This is a genomic window from Enemella dayhoffiae (assembly GCF_002250625.1).
GTDB lineage: Bacteria > Actinomycetota > Actinomycetes > Propionibacteriales > Propionibacteriaceae > Enemella > Enemella dayhoffiae.
This window is the reverse complement of record NZ_NMVQ01000047.1, coordinates 73,376-90,350: the sequence shown is the minus strand read 5'-3', so window position 1 is coordinate 90,350 and position 16,975 is coordinate 73,376. Positions and strand designations below refer to the sequence as shown.

23 protein-coding genes and 1 pseudogene are annotated in these 16,975 nt (G+C 68.7%); 10 read left to right on the top strand and 14 right to left on the bottom strand.

Annotated elements, in window-relative coordinates; genetic code table 11:
- Positions 1–2 precede the first annotated feature (2 nt).
- From CGZ93_RS17790 to CGZ93_RS17775, 6 genes are all read right to left on the bottom strand, one after another.
- Positions 3–374 carry a hypothetical protein gene (locus tag CGZ93_RS17790; RefSeq protein WP_094365496.1) on the bottom strand — a complete coding sequence of 124 codons (372 nt, stop codon included), beginning with the start codon at positions 372–374 and terminating at the stop codon, positions 3–5.
- The gene (locus CGZ93_RS19130; protein ID WP_176451834.1) at positions 367–522 is read right to left on the bottom strand and encodes a hypothetical protein; all 156 of its coding nucleotides are present in this window, start codon (positions 520–522) and stop codon (positions 367–369) included. The genes CGZ93_RS17790 and CGZ93_RS19130 overlap by 8 nt, the downstream gene beginning before the upstream one ends.
- Before the next feature lie 96 nt (positions 523–618).
- Positions 619–951 (bottom strand): hypothetical protein, encoded by a 333-nt coding sequence (locus tag CGZ93_RS17785; protein ID WP_094365495.1) that lies wholly within the window; start codon positions 949–951, stop codon positions 619–621.
- Positions 952–1,037: 86 nt separating this feature from the next.
- Positions 1,038–1,577 carry a RuvC family protein gene (locus CGZ93_RS17780; protein WP_141211273.1) on the bottom strand — a complete coding sequence of 180 codons (540 nt, stop codon included), beginning with the start codon at positions 1,575–1,577 and terminating at the stop codon, positions 1,038–1,040.
- A gap of 100 nt (positions 1,578–1,677) precedes the next feature.
- Positions 1,678–1,854: a hypothetical protein gene (locus tag CGZ93_RS19125; protein WP_176451833.1), complete on the bottom strand. Its 177-nt coding sequence runs from the start codon at positions 1,852–1,854 to the stop codon at positions 1,678–1,680.
- Positions 1,855–1,922: 68 nt separating this feature from the next.
- Entirely contained in the window at positions 1,923–2,180 is a 258-nt protein-coding gene (locus tag CGZ93_RS17775) for a helix-turn-helix transcriptional regulator (protein ID WP_094365493.1), read from the bottom strand.
- Between the two features lie 324 nt (positions 2,181–2,504).
- Here CGZ93_RS17775 and CGZ93_RS17770 point away from each other — a divergent pair, with 324 nt between their 5' ends.
- From CGZ93_RS17770 to CGZ93_RS19120, 6 genes are all read left to right on the top strand, one after another.
- Complete coding sequence (locus CGZ93_RS17770) at positions 2,505–3,194, top strand: hypothetical protein (protein ID WP_141211272.1); 690 nt, start codon at positions 2,505–2,507, stop codon at positions 3,192–3,194.
- The gene (locus CGZ93_RS17765; RefSeq protein WP_094365491.1) at positions 3,194–4,255 is read left to right on the top strand and encodes a hypothetical protein; all 1,062 of its coding nucleotides are present in this window, start codon (positions 3,194–3,196) and stop codon (positions 4,253–4,255) included. The genes CGZ93_RS17770 and CGZ93_RS17765 overlap by 1 nt, the downstream gene beginning before the upstream one ends.
- Positions 4,256–4,364: 109 nt before the next feature.
- Entirely contained in the window at positions 4,365–4,727 is a 363-nt protein-coding gene (locus CGZ93_RS17760) for a hypothetical protein (protein WP_141211271.1), read from the top strand.
- A 31-nt stretch (positions 4,728–4,758) separates the two neighbouring features.
- Positions 4,759–5,202, top strand: a complete 444-nt coding sequence (locus CGZ93_RS17755; RefSeq protein ID WP_094365489.1) for a hypothetical protein — start codon at positions 4,759–4,761, stop codon at positions 5,200–5,202.
- Between the two features lie 89 nt (positions 5,203–5,291).
- Positions 5,292–6,002 (top strand): hypothetical protein, encoded by a 711-nt coding sequence (locus CGZ93_RS17750; protein ID WP_094365488.1) that lies wholly within the window; start codon positions 5,292–5,294, stop codon positions 6,000–6,002.
- Between the two features lie 46 nt (positions 6,003–6,048).
- A complete protein-coding gene (locus CGZ93_RS19120) occupies positions 6,049–6,297 on the top strand; it encodes a DUF3263 domain-containing protein (protein WP_176451832.1) in 249 nt (82 codons plus the stop codon).
- Here CGZ93_RS19120 and CGZ93_RS17740 read toward each other — a convergent pair.
- Positions 6,290–7,669 (bottom strand): recombinase family protein, encoded by a 1,380-nt coding sequence (locus tag CGZ93_RS17740; RefSeq protein ID WP_176451831.1) that lies wholly within the window; start codon positions 7,667–7,669, stop codon positions 6,290–6,292. The two genes, CGZ93_RS19120 and CGZ93_RS17740, sit on opposite strands and share 8 nt — an antisense overlap.
- 100 nt (positions 7,670–7,769) lie before the next feature.
- On the opposite strand from CGZ93_RS17740, the gene CGZ93_RS17735 reads away from it, so the two are divergent.
- The 3 genes from CGZ93_RS17735 to CGZ93_RS17725 are packed head-to-tail and all read left to right on the top strand — an operon-like array spanning position 7,770 to position 11,367.
- Positions 7,770–8,150: a TadE/TadG family type IV pilus assembly protein gene (locus CGZ93_RS17735; RefSeq protein ID WP_094365485.1), complete on the top strand. Its 381-nt coding sequence runs from the start codon at positions 7,770–7,772 to the stop codon at positions 8,148–8,150.
- Entirely contained in the window at positions 8,147–8,569 is a 423-nt protein-coding gene (locus tag CGZ93_RS17730) for a TadE/TadG family type IV pilus assembly protein (RefSeq protein WP_094365484.1), read from the top strand. Before CGZ93_RS17735 ends, CGZ93_RS17730 begins: the two co-directional genes overlap by 4 nt.
- The gene (locus CGZ93_RS17725; RefSeq protein ID WP_094365483.1) at positions 8,569–11,367 is read left to right on the top strand and encodes a LysM peptidoglycan-binding domain-containing protein; all 2,799 of its coding nucleotides are present in this window, start codon (positions 8,569–8,571) and stop codon (positions 11,365–11,367) included. The genes CGZ93_RS17730 and CGZ93_RS17725 overlap by 1 nt, the downstream gene beginning before the upstream one ends.
- Before the next feature lie 5 nt (positions 11,368–11,372).
- Here the strand turns inward: CGZ93_RS17725 and CGZ93_RS19930 are convergent, their stop codons facing one another.
- The 4 genes and pseudogenes from CGZ93_RS19930 to aroQ form a co-directional block, all read right to left on the bottom strand.
- Positions 11,373–11,564, bottom strand: a complete 192-nt coding sequence (locus CGZ93_RS19930) for a hypothetical protein (protein WP_229117565.1) — start codon at positions 11,562–11,564, stop codon at positions 11,373–11,375.
- Positions 11,565–11,693, bottom strand: a pseudogene (locus tag CGZ93_RS20190) (hypothetical protein); the annotation flags it as partial. It abuts the gene before it with no gap.
- A 25-nt stretch (positions 11,694–11,718) separates the two neighbouring features.
- Positions 11,719–13,596, bottom strand: coding sequence for a sugar phosphate isomerase/epimerase and 4-hydroxyphenylpyruvate domain-containing protein (locus CGZ93_RS17715; protein ID WP_094365482.1), 1,878 nt, complete (start codon positions 13,594–13,596; stop codon positions 11,719–11,721).
- Positions 13,596–14,036 carry a type II 3-dehydroquinate dehydratase gene (aroQ, locus tag CGZ93_RS17710; protein WP_094365481.1) on the bottom strand — a complete coding sequence of 147 codons (441 nt, stop codon included), beginning with the start codon at positions 14,034–14,036 and terminating at the stop codon, positions 13,596–13,598. The genes CGZ93_RS17715 and aroQ overlap by 1 nt, the downstream gene beginning before the upstream one ends.
- Positions 14,037–14,125: 89 nt before the next feature.
- Between aroQ and CGZ93_RS17705 the strand changes: the two genes are divergently transcribed.
- Complete coding sequence (locus tag CGZ93_RS17705) at positions 14,126–14,776, top strand: TetR family transcriptional regulator (RefSeq protein ID WP_094365480.1); 651 nt, start codon at positions 14,126–14,128, stop codon at positions 14,774–14,776.
- Positions 14,777–14,820: 44 nt separating this feature from the next.
- On the opposite strand, the gene CGZ93_RS17700 is transcribed toward CGZ93_RS17705, so the two are convergent.
- From CGZ93_RS17700 to CGZ93_RS17690, 3 genes are read right to left on the bottom strand one after another with little or no spacing between them, the layout of a single operon-like run.
- Positions 14,821–15,816 (bottom strand): amidohydrolase family protein, encoded by a 996-nt coding sequence (locus CGZ93_RS17700; protein ID WP_094365479.1) that lies wholly within the window; start codon positions 15,814–15,816, stop codon positions 14,821–14,823.
- Complete coding sequence (locus CGZ93_RS17695) at positions 15,816–16,664, bottom strand: DODA-type extradiol aromatic ring-opening family dioxygenase (RefSeq protein ID WP_094365478.1); 849 nt, start codon at positions 16,662–16,664, stop codon at positions 15,816–15,818. Before CGZ93_RS17695 ends, CGZ93_RS17700 begins: the two co-directional genes overlap by 1 nt.
- Positions 16,649–16,948, bottom strand: a complete 300-nt coding sequence (locus CGZ93_RS17690) for a hypothetical protein (RefSeq protein ID WP_094365477.1) — start codon at positions 16,946–16,948, stop codon at positions 16,649–16,651. Before CGZ93_RS17690 ends, CGZ93_RS17695 begins: the two co-directional genes overlap by 16 nt.
- Positions 16,949–16,975 lie beyond the last annotated feature (27 nt).

The following is a 16,975-nucleotide window of genomic DNA, read 5'->3' as shown; positions in this document are numbered from 1 at the left end:
AGTCAGTTCGCTTCCTGGGTGGGGAGATGGCGTACGCCGGGAATCTCTGGCTGGTTGGGATCGCGGCGAGTCGCGTTGCCGGACTGGTCGATGAAGAACGCGGTGGTCTGGCGGTTGTGCTCGGGGATCTTGGTCTTGATTTCGTCCTTGATCTCGATGCGGCCCACGCCGTCGAAACCGATGGACAGGGTGAAGGTCAGCGACCCGGCCTTCGCGGTCTCCTGCACCGCCTGCAGCAGGTCCCAGAAACGATCGGACAGCTCGCGATTGGTGGCACCCTCGGACAGGTCGCGGAGCACCTGATCGAACGGGCGAATGGCGGGATCATCGTTGACCTCGCCGGTGCGAGGGTTGATGTAGCGGCGCTCAGCCATGACGGGATTCCCTTCTGGGGTTGGCGAACTGGTTGCGGCGGGCGATCAACCCGAGGGTGAAGTCGCACAGCTCGGCGACCTCCTTGCGGCCGACCGGGCCGTTGAACATGGCGCGTTGCCGTAGTCGCTGGATTTCCTCGACGGTCACCGCGATCGCCTCCAATCGGTGATGAGTAGACCCGCGGCGTACGCGACGACCGGGAGCACGACGATGGTGAGGACGGCCCCGTTGAGCCAGGACAGGTCAGGCATCGATGACCTCGCAGGGGGTGTCGAGGGAGACTGCGTGCAACCTGCCCGTGTTGAGAACGAGGTGGCCGCCGTCGAGGCGAACCGAGCGCAGCATGCCGGCGAACGGCTCCCGACTCTTCGGCCGGACGAGGATGTTGGTGCCGAGGTGACGGACAGTCAGGTCTCCGCAACAGGCCACCCGGTCGTCGGGGTCGCGCGGTTCGTCGAGCCCCGGGGGCGCCAGGTCGAACGGCGGCTTGGGGTCCTGAGGGTCGGGCGGGGTGCTGGTGTCGTAGTCGGGGTCGAACGGCGGTTCGTCGACTCGGGTCTCGTGCGTGGTGGTCATCGAGGAGTCCTTTGCGGGATTGGGTTTTCGGTGGGTGGTGGGCGGTCCCGGAGCGGCCTTCCCCTGCGCGCTCCGGGACCGCCGGCTCAGAACGGACAGGCGTCCGGAATCGGCCAGTCGACCTTCGCCAGCCCCACGAGATGGGTGGCCGGGAGGCGGATGGCGTCGGGGTGGTCGAGGTGGTGGAGACCGATCTGGCGGAGCCAGAAGGCGTCCACCTGGTTGTCGTCGCGGCAGTCGATGCTGGCGCGCTGATAGAGCGCCATCCGCATGTCCGGCTTCGTCGCGTTCCCGCGGCCCGTGGCGAACTTCTTGAGCGCGGCGGGCGGAACGCGGACCGTGCTGATGTCAGCGTGGGTGAGGGCGGCGACGATCATCCACCACAGCCCGGCGCGGATGTGCTCGCCGCCCTGGCGTGACTGGCCGAACGAGGGCGCCTCGATCACCGCGACATCGGCACCGTCGGCGTGGGCGAGGATGCGGCCGGTGAGTGCCTCGATGCGGGCGAGCTCCTCGGGGAGACCGCCGGCGGTCGGGGTTGAGCGGAGGGTGATGAGATCACCGGCAGTGGTGCAGATACCGGTGGCGGTGAGGCTGGGATCGATCCCGATCACTGTGGCGCTCAACGTGCTCTCCAGCCGGTGTCGTCCCCGTTGCCAGTGAGAGCGATGAGCACCACGAGCAGGAGCAGTCCGGCAGTGATGGCGTAGCCGAGCTCGAAGGTGGTCACGCTGCAGCCCCTTTGTCGGTACTGCGGCGGCCGGAGCGGAAGGCCGCACGGATGACGCGGAGCTGCTGCTCGTTCGGTAGGGGTGCCGTCTGCAGGACCTGCTCGCGAATCTTGGCGCGCTGCTCGTCGGTGAGATCGGCCCGACGATCGTTGCCGGTAGGGTTGGTACTCACGGATCGGTCCTTTCGATCTGTCTGGCCCTCGCTGCTTCCACCAGCGGGGGCCTTCTTCTTGACTGGGGTCAGGCGGCCGTCGTCTTCTGAGTGACGGAAGGTCGCGTATCAGGCGACTTGTTGGGCGTGAATAGGGTGCCCTCGAGCACGTTCAACGCCTCCTCGATGCGACGGCCGACCTCCTGGGTGCAGGTGCGCCGGGTGGGATCGTTCAGCAGTTGCCAGATGAACTGGCGCGAGCAGCCGGCGTAGCGAGCCAGGCGGGCTTGACTGAAGTCCCGATCGTCCATGTACCTGCGGAGCAGGTTCGGGTCATTGAGTCGCATCCAGCGCCCCTTCGCTCGGCGTCGTCGCTTTCGGTGTTCCACCACTGTCCCCTCTCGGTTGACTGCTTGTCAAGTATCACACGACTAAGTGTCGTGCCACGATTGACGGAATGTCAAGTAATCACACTCTTGTCGTTCCCGTAGTCGCCCCACGGCGCGCCGTTGTGGGTGACCGAGGCTGCTTGACACAATCGACACGTCAAGCGGTCATGTCCCGGTTGACACGGCCGCCGATCCTCGCTGGCGGTCGACCTGGTCAAGTCGGAAGGTTGAGTTGTGCACGAGCTAGGGAAGTTCATCCAGGAGCTGATGGACGCCTCCCACATGACCCAGCCCGAGCTGGTGCGCAAGTCGGGACTCCAACGGCAGCACGTCCACAGCCTGCTCAAGAACGAAACGCTGGGTCGGATGCCGGAGGAGCGAACGATCGCCGGCCTGGCCAAGGCGTTCCCTCACATAGGCGAGGGGCCGTTCCTGACCAAAGCCGCGATCTCGATCGGAGTCCCGGTGGACAGGTTGACTGTCGTGGAACCGGACTATGCGCAGCTGTCGAACGAGGCACTGTTGGGCATTCTTCGGAACCGCCTGGAGCGAGGAGGGCAGAAGGATGCAGGCACAGCTGAGGCTGAGAAGACCACGGCGGCGATCCGGAGCCGCCGCGAGCGCTTCCTGCGCCACAACGGCGACAATCCGCTGATCCGGACCATCGAGAGTGACCTGGCGGACGCTGAGTCAACCGGCGACGCTGCCGAGCTGGAGCGCATCCTCGATCGACTGGATGCGCTGATGCTGGCCGAGGACCACGGCGAGCTGATCGACCAGTTCCGTCGGGCCCGCTTCGACATCATCCACGTCGACAAGGACGTGATCGTGCAGATCCGCCGCGGTGATCAGGTGCCGGCGGATCTGCTGCAGCAGTTGGCGGCGTACCAGACAGGGCTCGCGTCGGGGCGTGAGGAGCAGTTGCGGGGACAGGAGAAGACCGGCGAGGAGAACCAGGACGAGGAGGAGTGATGGCGAGCAGCTATCAGCTCGTGCCCTACATCGTGACATTCGGTGTCCCAAATCGTTCTGACGAGTTCCGACCTCTCAGCGACGTCGACGGCGGACAAACGTCTGCCCTCGATGCAGTGACAAAGGCGTATGCACTCATGCTGGACCGTGAGCGTGCGCATGATGAGAAGGGTTCCGACCAGACCATCACAATCAAGGCCGTCAGGCAGGGAGAGCTGTGCCTGCTGGTCGAAGCCACGTCAGGGACCAGGGGAATGTCTGGCGCCCTCCGCCTCTCCTCTGGTGGCAGGGTTCCTATCGGCCCTGACGACGTGACAGACCTGCCACTCCGTCATGTCTTCCTGTTTTCTCGAACCGGCAAGATCGGACTCCTCTTGGTGGAGAGATTCGGCAATCGAGGACTAACGACGCTCGTGACCCGCATGGTGAAGGAGATACTCCTCACACGCCTAGGGCTTCGTGTCGATATCAGACCAGCGATGTCTGAGCATGCTATGCAGCGCTGGGCGAGCCAGTCGAAGATCAAGGCGATCGTTCTACAACGCACATCGGTTCGTGAGGGCGCATCGTCACCGATCACCATGCTGCCTGAGTTCAGAGTGGCGATGCCGCGGCGCAAGTGGTGGCCCTGGGACCGATTCCGGGACCCTGAGGGGAAGGTTGACGCCAAGAAGCTGATCGCGGCACTGATGCCCGAAATCCCCCTGCACGCGGACTATCAAGATGCCGATCGCGCGGCGCAGCAACTCTTGGACGAGGGCTGGCGCGTCGCACTCGAGTTGCGCAAGGATCAGAAAACCCGTCAGTTCCATGTCGACACCCAGGCCGGAATCACACTGTCGTTTCCGGCAGGTCCCGAAGGCGTGGTTGGGCGAGCGGAGGAAGATGGGTTCAAGGCCGCATGCCAGGAGGCGGTCACCGAAATGAAGGCAGCCGGGATCGCAGATCTACTCGAGCCAAACGACTGCGATTGGTCGAGCGAGCCAGTGGATGTTGAGAACGGATTTGGAGGGGACTGGGGTGTCAGACCAACAGATTCCAAGCCTTCTACTGACCCCTAGGGATCAATTCCTCCAGTTGGGGGCTGATCGACGACGACATCTTCGTGCGTCGCAGGTACTCATGCCTCTGTTCGGAGCCGGCATAGGGATGGCCGCCTTCCGTTGGGGCATGAAGCTTGACAACGTGACGGGCATACTCACCATTCTGGCAATTGTGATCGGGCTTTGCTTCAGCATGGCCGTGACAATCTGGAACAAGAGCATCGACGCTCGAAGCACTGCCGGGCTGGCCACAGATGGTTACGCACTCACAGTTCTTGACAACACCAGAACCCACCTTGTCTTCACGGTGATGTACGGCGTCACTCTGGCTGCAGTGACGGTGCTCTACCAGATCTTCGCTGGCGTCCTCTCGGTATTTTGGGGCAAGGTCGCCTCAGCCGTGATCGTGGGGGGGTCTATCTACCTGCTCGCCTTGGTCCTACAGGCTCTCGGGTACTTCCAGAGGGTCTTCCACGTTCTGAAGCCCTGACCGTCAGTCGGCACGCTTACTCTTCCGGAGCATGGAGCTCACTACCACCCCGCACCCCTGGAACGAACTCCGCCAGCGCCCCCACATCACCCTCCACTGGGCCGAGTTGCCCCGCGGCGTCTGGGGCCTCACCGACGGCGTCTCCCGGATCTGGATGCACCGCCGGCTACTGCAGCGCGAACGGCGAGCCACCCTCGCCCACGAGCTCGAGCACATCCGCCGCGGTCACACCAGCTGCCAGCCACCCACCGTGGAGCGGCGCGTGCGGCACCACGCGGCGCGCTGGTTACTGCCCGACCTCGACCAGGTGCTCGACGAGGTGGTCTTCCATCGCGGCGATCTGGAGCACGTGGCCGAGGCGCTGTGGGTGGATCGACTCACCGTGCAGGCCCGGCTCGATCCGCTGCACACCCATCCGGCCGAGAAGGCCACCATCCGACGACGCCTCGAGGAGGACCCGTCTCACGAGTTGTGATTCCGTCACGGTTCGGTCACTGGGCGGTGCATGCGGCGGCTCGCGGGTGATGATTGATGCCCACTCACCCCCCAGGAGGTCCAGGACTCATGTACAAGACCCTGATCATCACCAGCGTCTGCGTTCTCGCCATGTCGGCCTGCAGTGGCGGCAATCAGGGTGCGCAGCCCGCCCCGGGGCCAACCAGCGGGGCCACCCAGCCCGGCCCGGCCTCCACGGCCCCGCGGTCGGAACCGTCAGGGTCCTACGACCCGAACGCTGGAGAGGGGCCCCCCGAGGAGATGCCGAGCTGGAAGGCCTCTGACGGCCCGGTCACCTTCGTCTGCGACAACGGCCCCCAGGGGGTGACCTACGAGTTCAGTCTTCCCACGGACGAGAATCACGAGGCCATCAAGAAGGTCGAGGCCCTGCGCAAGGAGGCCAAGCTCACCGGCAAGCCGTCATACGTCATGGTCAAGATCGATGCCACCCATGGCGTGAGCAGCAACAGCGGCGCTCTGTACAAGGTCGAATGGGCCACTGCGAACCAGGAGTCCCGAGAGACCGATGACGTCAGCGACATGTTGGGGAAGTGGCGCAGCGAGGCGGTGCCGGACATCAACAAGCCGGGCGTGACCACCCTGTACAACAAGTTCATCCAGCTGGGCAACGAGCTGATGAAGACCACCCCGAACCGGGGTGCGAAGGGTTACGAGCTCCACGTCGTCGATGGACAGCAGGGGCCGATCGATTCGATGGTTGCCCCCACGGTCCTTCCGAGCGGGTTCGAGTCGGTGCCCTGCGTTCCCAAGAAGCGGTAAAGGCGGGCCGGAGGAAACTGTCAGACCCGACCCTTACCGTGCCGGTATGGAGTCAGCAACAATCGCCCCCGTGGCCACCCTCACCGCCGAGGAGAAGGCGATGATCCACGCCGCGTTTCTGCCCTGGCGGCACCGCCGTGCGGCGGCCGTCGAGCTGGGCATGAGTCCGACCCGGATGGCCCAGCGCACACTGCAGCTGCTGGACGACCCACGCGCCCAGCGCGAGCTGCCCACCCTCGTGCGGATGCTCCGGCAGCTGCGTGCCAAGAAGGCAGCCGGCCGACGACTCAGGTGAGCCACTCGACGCGGACGCCGACCTCGCGGCGCTTCCCCTTGCCGATCGGGTCGACCCACACGGTGGCGAGTGCGCGGATGACGTCCTTGCGTGCCTGCAGGGTCAACTCCTGCCAGGCCTCGCGCGGGTCGGGGGCGTGGACGATGGACAGGCCGCGCTGCAGGGTGGGGGCAGCGGCGGCCAGCTGCTGCTCGAGGTCGGTCAGACGGGCGGCGATGCGGGTGTTGGCGCGGGTGAGTTGCTGCAGGTCCACGGTCCCGTCGGCGTAGGCATCGGCGAGTCGATCCGATCGCTGTCGCAGGGTGTCGATTTCGTCGGTAATGCCGGACAGGTCGGGGCTGTCGGCGGGGAGTAGGGTGCCGATGTCGGGGCGGGACAGGTAGGTGATCACGGCTTCCTCGACGACTGCGTCGACGCGGCCGCGGTGCCGGTTGAGATGGGCGGCCGCGGAGCAGCGGTAGGTGGGGTACACCTCCTTCTTCCCGCCGATCCGGGTACCGCTCGAGGTGCCGGCCTGCATGGGAGCCCCGCACCGGCCACACAGTGCGATGCCGCCGGTGAGGAGCCAGGCGTCGTGGCGGCGATGGCGGCGTCCGGGGTCGTTGAGGACGGCGAGGACGGCGTGCCAGGTGTCGGGGTCGATGATCTCTGGCCACTCGGCTGGGCCGATCGGGTTGCCCTGGTGGCGGCGCAGGCCGGCGTTGCGGGCTCGGCGCATCACCTGCGCGACTGACTTGCCGTCCCAGTCGTGACCGCTGGTGGTGGGGGTGCCGTTGTCGTTCCAGCGCCGAGCTATGTCGGCGAGGGGCACGCCGTCGAGGATCCATTGGGCGCCGGCTGCGATTGCACCGGCCTCGCCGGCGCGGATGCTGACGCCGTCGGACTCGTAGCCGAAGGGGCGTACACCTCCGTGCCAGCGGCCGGCCTCGGCTGCCTGCTGGGCGGCGCGTTGATGGCGGTCGGCCTTGGTCTCGATCTCGGAGCGGGCCACGGCGGCCAGCAGGTCGGCGGTGAGGCGGCCGGCGGGTGAGGACATGTCGAGGTCGGAGCCGCGGACGAGGGCGATGGTGGCGCGGGCATCTTGGGCGGCCTCGATGAGGCGGACGGTGTCGGCGCGGTTGCGGGTGAGGCGGTCGAGGGTCCAGGCCACGACGACGGTGGTGCGGCCTTCGGTGAGGAGGGTGATGAGGCGTTCGAAGCCGGGGCGGTGGCGGCGGCCGGATGCGGAGATATCGTTGTCCACCAAGGTTTCTGTGATGGTCCACCCGCGGGCGTGTGCGAGGCTGGTGGCGTCATCGCGCTGGCGGGTCACGCCGAGGCCTTGGCCGGCGGCGTCCCGGGAGATGCGGCAGTAGATCACGGCCTCGGTCATGGAACGCGAGTATAGGGCTATGGCCGGTGCGGTGACCATTGCCGGCTTGGTGATCGCTGCGGTAACCGTGTACGTACAGGGAAAAATGCCGCGGTGAATCATGCGGGTCTCTGCGACACATGCGGCCAGGGATGAGCGTGGGCTCAGCGAGTCGGTGCAGTGGGCGGTAATCACACCGGTGCTGCTGCTGACCCTGCTCGGTGGGCTGCAGGCGGGTCTCTGGTGGCATGGTCGAAACACCGTCCTGCAGGCCGCGGCCGCCGCTGCCGAGGCGGAGTCGGCCTTGGGGGCCGGGCACGGCGCGGGGCACAGCGCCGCCACCGCGGTCGCCAACGCCGGAGGGCTCAGCGAGGTCAGCGTGACCGTACGCCGCGGGGCGGGGCGGGTCGACGTGGACGTCAGCGGACGAGTCCCGCTGCTGGTCGACCTGGGCATGTCCGCGGTCACCGAGCGGGCCAGCGCACCCCTGGAGCACCGATGAACCGCCGTCAGGAGCGCGGGGCGGCCGCGCTGGAGCTGGCCGTGCTGACGCCGGTCATCGTGCTGGTCGTGGCCGTCCTCGTCGGCGGTGCCCGCGTCTGGTTCGCCCGGGCCGCGGTCAACGACGTCGCGCACAGCGCCGCCCGGGCGGCCACGCTGGCCCGCGATGTCGACACGGCTCGCCGGGAAGCGAACACCAGTGCGCGAAGCGGGTTGTCGACGGCGGGTCTGCGCTGCTCCGAACAGTCCGTGCAGCTGGACCTGGCGGGTTTCGGTACGCCGCCCGGAACTCCGGCCAACGTCACCGCACACGTCTCCTGCCGGGTCTGGCTGGCCGACCTGATCGGCTGGGGGCTGCCCGGTTCGGTGGAGGTGTCCGGACGGGCCGTCTCGGCCCTGGACACCTATCGGAGACGATGATGCGATTCGTCCGCGGTGTGGCCGCGCTGCTGCTGCTGATCGGTCTGGTCGGTGGGGTGCCGTGGGTGCTGCTGCGCGTCGGCCGGCTCTCTCAGTTGGCCCGGCTGTGGCGCGACTTCCCCGAGGTGCTGCTCACCCCGGACAACGGTGCGATCCTGCTGGGCGCGCTGACCGTCCTCGGTTGGGCGGCCTGGGCCGTCTTCACCCTCTCGGTCCTCAGTGAGATCGTCCGCGTGCTCAGCCGGCAGCGGATCCGGATCACCCTGCCCGGCCTCGGCCGACCCCAGGCCGCCATGTCGGTGCTGGTGCTCAGCGTCGCGGCGATGATCGCGGCCCCGGCCGTCTCGCACGCGCAGCCACCCCCCGCACACACCCGGTCGGTCCCGGCCCCGGACCACGTCGGGCAACGTACGCCCGCGCCGACGCCGGCCGTGCCCGAACGGTCCAGCCCGCAATCCGATCAGTGGCAGCGGCACCGAGTGCAACGGGGCGAGAGCCTGTGGTCGATCGCCGAACAGCACTACGGCGACGGGCGGATGTGGGCCAAGATCGCCGCCGCCAACCAGTCGCTCATCGACGATCCCGACGAGATCGAGATCGGCTGGCTGCTGGCCCTGCCGGGCATCCCGAAGGCGCCGCCTGCGAAACCCGCTCCAGCCGAACCTCCACCGGCACCGGGGGCCGTGGCTTCCGACCCGCCGGCAGCTGTCCCCTCCGGCCAACCCGCGCCCGCTGCCCCCTCCGACGAGTCCGCCAGCGCTGCGGCGTACGCCCCGGCCGAGCAGCTCTGCGCGGTCGGCGTGAGCGGGCCCGCAACGGCAACGGACCCGCTGGAGGAGCAACAGGCCGCTCTGGCACCCGCCGCCCGGATCGCGCTCGGCGTCGCAGGAATCAGCTCGCTCACCGCCGCCGCCCTGCTCGGGGTCGTGGCGACCCGTCGGCGGACCCAGCTGACCCAGCGCCCGCTGGGGCGCCAACTGCTGCCGCTGACACCGCCTCAGCGCCACCTCGAAGCGGCGTTGGGGCAGGCCCAGGATCCGCTCAGCCTGACCGTGCTCAACCTGGCCCTGCGCGCTCTCGGCCGGCACTATCGCGAGGCCGGGGAATCCCTTCCGGGGTTGGGTGCGGTGCTGGTCGACGACGACCGGATCAGCGTGAAGGTGGATCGCGTGCCGGCGACGCTCCCGCCCGGATTCCACGCCGACGCCACCCACCTCTGGCTCGACCGCGACGGCGGAGCCGCGCTGGTCGGCGCGGACGCACTGGCCGATGAACCCTGCCCCTACCCCAGTGTCGTCTGCCTCGGTGAACTGGCCGACGGGACCCTGCTGCTGCACGACCTGGAGACGATCGGGTTGCTCGGGCTGTCGGGGGACGCGGACACGGTCGCCGGGGTGTTCGGGTCGCTTTTGCTGGAGTTGAGCTCCTCCTGGTGGGGCAGCGGACAGAGCGTCACTGTCATCGGCGGTGACGCGGAACTGGTGCTGGCGATCGACCAGCCTGAGGTGCGAACCGCCGACGATCTCGACACGGTGCTGTCCGCGGCAGCGCGACACCCCGCGCCGGACGCCCACCCGCGCGATCTGCGCTGCCGCCCCCAACTGGCAGAGGCCTGGCGCCCCCGGGTGCTGCTGATCGGGCAGACGCTGACGCCCCAGCAGCGCAGGCGGCTGGCGGATCTGACCGACTCCGGCCGGGTGGTGGCCGTGGTCGCCGACGACCAGATCCCCGGTGCCGAACTCGTGGCCCCACCCGAGCTGTCCTCCCTGCCCAATCAGATCGACTTCATCGCCCAACGACTGCTCGGCAGCACCCGGGACAGCCTGGTCGGGCTGCTGGAGCGTACGCGGTCTCCGGAGACCAGGCCGGCACCCTGGTGGTCCGCCCCGGGGTCGGTGGACGAGCCCCGCGATCCGGTGGCCGCGGCGTACGCCGAGGAGCCGGACCGATTCGCGAACGTGACACCCCTGGGCCCGAGGCGGGCCGATCGACGCACCGAGGAGCCCGCTGCCATGGACGCCCACGAACCGGTCCTGCATGCAGCCACCCCAGCGGGGGCGGCCCAACCGCCAATGGTGCTGCTGGTCGGACCGATCGAGCTGGTCGGCGCGGTCGGCGAGACACCCAACCGGGCCCGTCGGCAGTGCATCGAATACTGTGCCTGGCTGCTGGAGAACCCGAACGCGACCTCGGCGATGATGACCAACGCCCTGTTCGTCGCCGAGACCACGCGGCGTTCCAACATGAGCCGTTTGAGGGGCTGGCTGGGGCTCGACCCCACCGGGGAGCCCTACCTGCCGGACGCCTACTCCGGCCGGATCTCCCTGCACGGCGGAGTCTCTTCCGATTGGCACCGGCTGCAACTGCTCACCATCGGGGGGGTCGACCGGGCCGCGGACGGTCATCTGGTGCAGGCGCTGGAACTGGTACGCGGGGCTCCGCTGGCCGACGCCGCACCCGGGCAGTGGCACTGGGCCGAGGAACTGCGCTCCGACATCTCGTCCATGGTGCGAGACGTCGGACTGGTGCTCAGTCAGCGCGCGCTCGAGCGCGGCGACCTCGACCTGGCCCGCTGGGCGACCAACCGTGCCCTGGTTGCCGCCCCCGAGGACGAACGGTTGCTCTGTGCCCGGGTCCGCACCGAGCACCGCGCCAACAACGTCACCGAGGTGGAGCGGCTCGCGCTGCGGATGGTCCGGCACGCCCGCCGGCTCAACGTCGACCTCGACGAGGAGACCGTCGAGTTGCTGCAGCAGGTGATGGAGGGTCAACCCCGCGGCCGCGTCCTCCCCGCGTGAGCGGGTCAGCGGAGCGGGAGGTAGCGGACCGTGTCGCGCCACTCCTCCGGCTGGCTGGCCGCGGCGATCAGAAGGAGTTCATCGATGATCACCGAGCGCGGAGTCTGGTCGGGGATCTCGAGGACGCCCGGCATGAACAGCCCAGCCGCCACGCGTCCGTAGGCGAAACCCAGCATGGTCGAGACGTCGTGAGTCACCAAGATGCGTCCTGCGCCGGCGGCCCGGTCGAGCACTTCGCGGTCGTCGGCCTGCCGGAGGCCGACCTCCTGGACACTGACGATGTCAAGTTCTGGTTGACGGGCACTAGTCCGGCCTCCCGACGGCAGGACTACCGGCGTGCGGGCGTACGCCTCAGCGCTCCAGCGGGTCGCGCTCCCGCTGCTCGGCGTGGGCGGCCAGCCGGATGCTCGTGTTCGCGGCGCCGAAGCCGGCGTACCCGTTCCGTCGCTCCAGCACCTCGAAATAGAACCCGTTGCCCAGGATCGGGGTGTAGAGGTGCAACAGCTCCCCGCCGTTCTCGTCACGGTCATAGAGCACGCCGTGCTGCCGCAGCCGCTCGACCTGCTCCGACGACAGCTCGGCGAACCGGGCGGCCAGGTCGACGTAGTAGTTGTCCGGCACCGGCATCAGCTGCAACCCGGCCCGCCGGGCCTGGGCCACCACTGCGAACACGTCGGAAACCGCGATCGCCACCTGGTTCAGTCCGCGCCGGGCCTCGTCGGGGCGAGTACCGTCGTCCACCGACACGATCATCCGCAGCTCACCGACGGACGGGGTGAGCGGACGCGAGCGCATCCGCCCGCCCGGCTGCATGAACTCGGTCAGCGCGCCCGCCCGCATCCCCAGCACGGTGCGGAAGAAGGACTGCTCGGCCGGCAGCAGGTTCGGGTCGATCGAGGCGCCGATGTGGTCGATGCCGAGTCCGACACCGTCTTCGTTGAGGGGCGCAGCCGCCGGATGCTCCGGGGCGCGGAAGTCGACCTGCCAGCCGTCGCCGTGGTCCCCGCCGGTGAGGAACACGGCCAGGCCACCGGGGGTGTCCAGGCCGGGCAGCGGCGCGTCACCGGGACGGCGCCGCGATCGGGCGCGCGGCCACAGCAGCGCCTCGGCGCGGGAGGCCACGTCCAGCGGGTCGCCGACCCCCACCCCGACGGCGGTCACCGACAGCGGGGCCGCCGTCGGCAGCGCGTTCAGCACCACGTGCGCGTCGCCGTTGCGCCACCAGTGCACCGGCAGCCCGCGGTGCGTCCCGACGTGGCTGAAACCCAAGCCGGACAGGGTTTGCTGGATCCCGGCCGAACCGAACTCGCCACCCACCGCGATCTCCACGAACGCCGGGTCCACCCGGGCCGGGGGCGGCGGGGGGTCGAACAGCGCGACGTGCGGGCGATCCTGCTCGGAGTCGTCGGCCCAGAGATCGCGGAGCTCCTCCTCCAGGTGCAGCAGGGAGCGCATGGCGTCCAGGGCGGTCGCCCGCGGGTCGGCCTCGCGGACCACGTCGGAGAAGATCTCCAGCGACAGCGGCCCGCGATAACCGCGGGCGTACGCCTCGGCCACCAGCGGGGCGACGTCGAGGTTCCCCTGCCCGGGGAAACAGCGGAAGTGCCGAGACCAGTCGAGCACCGCCATCCCCATCCGCGGGGCGTCGGCCACCTGCAGGAAGGTGATCTTCTCCCCGGGTACGCCGGCCAGCGCCTCGGGCCCGTCACCGCGGCCGAGCATGTGGAAGGTGTCCACCACCACACCGACGTGGTCGTGCCCGCAGCGCTGCACCACGTCCCACGACTCGGTGAAACGGCTGGTGGTACGCCCCCAGGCGAGCGCTTCGTAGCCGACCAGGATCCCCGCCTCCGCGGCCAGGTCACCCACCGCCGACAACTGCTCGGCCATCAGGTCGCGGTCGTCGACGATCGCGTCCGGCGCCACCGACGAGCAGATCAGCACCCGGTCCACCCCCAGCTGCGCCATCACGTCGAACTTCGCCCGCACTCGGTGCAGCACGGCGTCGAAGCGGGCCGGCGGCGTACCCTCGACGTCGCGCACCGGCTGGAACAGGTCGATCCCCAGCCCCAGGTCGGCGCAGCGCGCCGCGAGCTCTCGCGGCGACAGCTGGGAGGAGATCAGGTCCGCGTCGAACAGCTCGATCCCGTCGAACCGGGCCGCCGAGATGGCGTCCAGCTTCTCGGTCAGCGTGCCGCCTACCGACACCGTCGCAATCCCCTTGCGCATCAGCGTTCCCGGAGTGCGGCGAGGCGTTCGATGGCGAAGGCGTACCCCTGAATCCCGCAGCCGACGATCACCCCGCTGGCGATGTCGGAGAGATAGGAGTGGTGCCGGAACGACTCCCGCGCGTGCACGTTGGAGATGTGCACCTCCATCAGCGGGCTGGTGATCGTGACCAGCGCGTCGCGCAGCGCGACGGAGGTGTGGGTGAGCGCGCCGGCGTTCACCACGAACCCGGCCGCCTCGGTGCGCCACTGGTGCACCACGTCGAGCAACTCGCCCTCGTGATTGCTCTGCCGACAACGCACCTCCAGCCCGAACCGCTCGGCGGTGTCGGCGCACAGTTTCTCGACGTCGGCCAGGGTGTCGTGGCCGTACACCTCCGGCTGGCGTTGGCCGAGCAGGTTCAGATTGGGGCCGTTGAGCACGGCGATGAACGGACTCATCACACTTCCTTCCGGTCGGGGGATTCGGGAAAACGTGGAACACTGGGGGTGGCACAGACCCGGCGAGGGTTGCGGAAAGGACGAGCACGATGACCAACCAGGCACCGGTCGAGCTGCAGCGAGACGCGGCACGCACCCGGTCGGACATCCTGGCCGTCGCGACCGATGAGTTCGCCGCCAACGGCTATTCCGGTGCCCGGGTCGACGAGATCGCCGCCAAGACCCGCACCACCAAGCGGATGATCTACTACTACTTCGGCGGCAAGGAGGGTCTCTACACCGCCGTCCTCGAGGGCGTGTACGCCGCAATCCGTTCCGAGGAACAAAACCTGCGACTCGGGGATCTGCCGCCGGTCGAGGCGATGACCAAGATCGTCCGCTTCGCGTTCGACTATCACGGCGCCCACCCCGAGCTGTGCCGGCTGGTGTCGATCGAGAACATCCACCAGGCGCAATACCTGCGTGCCTCCGAACGGGCGATGGCGTTGAACTCCCCGGTGATCACGCTGATCGCCGAGGTGCTGGAGCGCGGCCTCGCCGACGGCAGCTTCGCCCGCCGCGTGAGCGCCATGGAGGTGCACCTGCTGATCATGGCCCAGGCGATGTATTCGGTGAACCACCGCAACTCCATCCAGGCCGTTTTCGGTTACGACATGGCAGATCCGGGCAATCGGGCTCGGCTGCGCCAGATGGCGGTGGACAGCGTGCTGAGCTGGTTGCGCAGCACCGACGAGGCCTGAGACCGCGACCCACCGACGCGCGCGCGCCCGAACCGACACCAGCATCAGCTGATCCGCAGCAGCCGGGCGGCGACCTCGCCGAGGACCGCGCGGTTCTGCTCCGACGACAGACCGAGGGTGTCCACCGCGGCCACCGGGTGCTTCTCGCGCAGGTCGAACGGATAATCGGTGCCGACCAGCACGTGCTCGGCGCCCACATCCTCGATCAGCCGCTGCAGCAGCACCGGTGAGAACACCGCGGTGTCGTAATAGAGCCGGTCGAAGATCTCGCTCGGCGGCACCTCGGTGGTGTGCGCCACCGGCTTGCGGTCCCAGCCCATGTCCAACCGGCCGCGCAGCGACGGCAGACAACCGCCGCCGTGGGCCAGGCAGAGCGGGAACCGGTTGGCCTCCAGCACCCCCGAGAACGCCAACCGGGCCGTCGCGATCGCCGTCTCCATGGGATATCCGACCAGTTGCGGAAACCAGAAGTCCTTCATCCGCGGCGGATCCGGCATCGCCGACGGATGCAGGAAGGTGAACACCTCCCGCTCGGCGAGCAGCGACCAGACCGGGGCGTTCACCGGGTCGTCCAGGTCCTTGCCGGCGCCCCGGGAGCCGATCGCCGCCCCCGCCAGCCCCAGCTCGTCCAGTCCGCGGCGCAGCTCGGCCTCGGCACCCGGGTGCCCTACGGGTACGCCCACCAGCCCGATCAGCGACTCGTCGTCGGCCACCAGCTCGGCCAACGCGTCGTTGCCCCGGCGTACCAGCTCCAGCACCAGGTCGGTGTCGGTGCACGTCGACCCCATCAGGAAGGGTGGCAGCGAGATCGCCTGGTGCGAGACCGCGTCCGCCGCCATCTCCGCCAGGCGTACGGCATTGTCGAACATCGAGTCCGGCAACGGAAGCGGCGCACCCGCGCCGACCCCGGACACCCGCGGGTCGATCACCACGATGTGGTCCTCGAGCCGGGACAGGTCGGCCAGTCCCTCACCCTCCAGCCAGCGCAGCAGCGACATCGGCATCGCATGCGCGTGCACGTCCACGACCGTGCGCGCCATCAGGACTCCTGGCCCGTCGAACCGGTGACCGGCTCGTGCAGCACCGCACCCATGCCGTTGATCCACTCATAGATCGGCTCGTAGTTCAGCGCGGTGGTGCGGGATCCGGCCATCGCGCCGGCGACCATCACCCAGGCGCGCACCTCGCCGGTGCCGTTGCCGGCCTCGGCCAGCTCCTCGTTGCCGAGGTCGAGCAGTTCGTCGGGACAGCCCGCCTCCAGCATCCGCAGGAACCAGCGGTCGAAGTCCTCCTCGATGTCACCCACCCGCGGCTCGCCGACGAAGTGGGACAGCCCGCCGGCACCGCACAGCGCGACCCGCTGCAGGCCGTCGAAGTCGCGGATCGCCTCGCCCAGTGACACCCCGAAGTTCCATGCGTGCCGCAACGTCATCAGCGGGGGAGTGGTGCAGTTGACGATGATCGGCACCAGCGGCAGGTCCTTGGCCGGGGACAGCCGGTCATAGACCGTCATGAACCCGTGGTCCACGACCAGTCGGTGCGACAACCCCGGCAGGTGCCCGCGGGCGATGGTGCCGGCCAGCAGGTGCTCGGCCAGCGCGGGCTGCCCGGGCACCTCCACCCGGTCGATCCCCAGCCACTTCTCCACCGGCCCCAGGTGGGACTCGCCGAGCCCGATCGAGATCTGCGGCAGGTTGTCCAGGAAGAAGTTGCTGAAGTGCTCGCCGGACACCATCACCAGCGCCTGTGCGTCGGCGTCGCGCACCGCCGCGGTGAGCCGGTCGATCGCGCCGAAGAACCGTTCGGCCATCTCCGGCGGCGCCGACCCGGGGTCGGCCGACATCATCGGCGCGTGTGAGGCGGAGAGGCCGGTCACGAGTTCTGCCATCGGAGCTCTCCCGTCTGCTCGGCGTCGCGGACCTGTTCGGCCCGGAACAGCTGCTTGTAGTCGGCGCGCTTCCACCCGTTGGCGCGGCAATAGCCGTTGATCAACACCGGGTGTACGCCGAGGTCGTGGAACGCGGCGACATCGCCGCCGCTGGCTGCGGCCAGTTCGGCCGGGTCGAGGTCGTAACCGTCGGTGACCAGGTCATCGGCGGCCCTGTTGTCGCCCGGGTCCTCCAGGCGGCGCAGGTGGTCGAAGAGACATTTCTGCAGTGCATAGCGAGACAAGATCCGCTCACCCCCTTGTGAAAGTAT

Coding starts and splice junctions, on each gene's coding strand:
- CGZ93_RS17755 (WP_094365489.1), top strand. CDS start 4,759: ATGGAGCTCACTACCACCCCGCACCCCTGGAACGAACTCCGCCAGCGC.
- CGZ93_RS17695 (WP_094365478.1), bottom strand. CDS start 16,664: ATGGCAGAACTCGTGACCGGCCTCTCCGCCTCACACGCGCCGATGATG.
- CGZ93_RS17765 (WP_094365491.1), top strand. CDS start 3,194: ATGGCGAGCAGCTATCAGCTCGTGCCCTACATCGTGACATTCGGTGTC.
- CGZ93_RS17715 (WP_094365482.1), bottom strand. CDS start 13,596: ATGCGCAAGGGGATTGCGACGGTGTCGGTAGGCGGCACGCTGACCGAG.
- CGZ93_RS17760 (WP_141211271.1), top strand. CDS start 4,365: ATGAAGCTTGACAACGTGACGGGCATACTCACCATTCTGGCAATTGTG.
- CGZ93_RS17735 (WP_094365485.1), top strand. CDS start 7,770: ATGCGGGTCTCTGCGACACATGCGGCCAGGGATGAGCGTGGGCTCAGC.
- CGZ93_RS17730 (WP_094365484.1), top strand. CDS start 8,147: ATGAACCGCCGTCAGGAGCGCGGGGCGGCCGCGCTGGAGCTGGCCGTG.
- CGZ93_RS17790 (WP_094365496.1), bottom strand. CDS start 374: ATGGCTGAGCGCCGCTACATCAACCCTCGCACCGGCGAGGTCAACGAT.
- CGZ93_RS17705 (WP_094365480.1), top strand. CDS start 14,126: ATGACCAACCAGGCACCGGTCGAGCTGCAGCGAGACGCGGCACGCACC.
- CGZ93_RS19120 (WP_176451832.1), top strand. CDS start 6,049: ATGGAGTCAGCAACAATCGCCCCCGTGGCCACCCTCACCGCCGAGGAG.
- aroQ (WP_094365481.1), bottom strand. CDS start 14,036: ATGAGTCCGTTCATCGCCGTGCTCAACGGCCCCAATCTGAACCTGCTC.
- CGZ93_RS17740 (WP_176451831.1), bottom strand. CDS start 7,669: ATGACCGAGGCCGTGATCTACTGCCGCATCTCCCGGGACGCCGCCGGC.
- CGZ93_RS17750 (WP_094365488.1), top strand. CDS start 5,292: ATGTACAAGACCCTGATCATCACCAGCGTCTGCGTTCTCGCCATGTCG.
- CGZ93_RS17775 (WP_094365493.1), bottom strand. CDS start 2,180: ATGCGACTCAATGACCCGAACCTGCTCCGCAGGTACATGGACGATCGG.
- CGZ93_RS17725 (WP_094365483.1), top strand. CDS start 8,569: ATGCGATTCGTCCGCGGTGTGGCCGCGCTGCTGCTGCTGATCGGTCTG.
- CGZ93_RS17770 (WP_141211272.1), top strand. CDS start 2,505: ATGACCCAGCCCGAGCTGGTGCGCAAGTCGGGACTCCAACGGCAGCAC.
- CGZ93_RS17785 (WP_094365495.1), bottom strand. CDS start 951: ATGACCACCACGCACGAGACCCGAGTCGACGAACCGCCGTTCGACCCC.
- CGZ93_RS17700 (WP_094365479.1), bottom strand. CDS start 15,816: ATGGCGCGCACGGTCGTGGACGTGCACGCGCATGCGATGCCGATGTCG.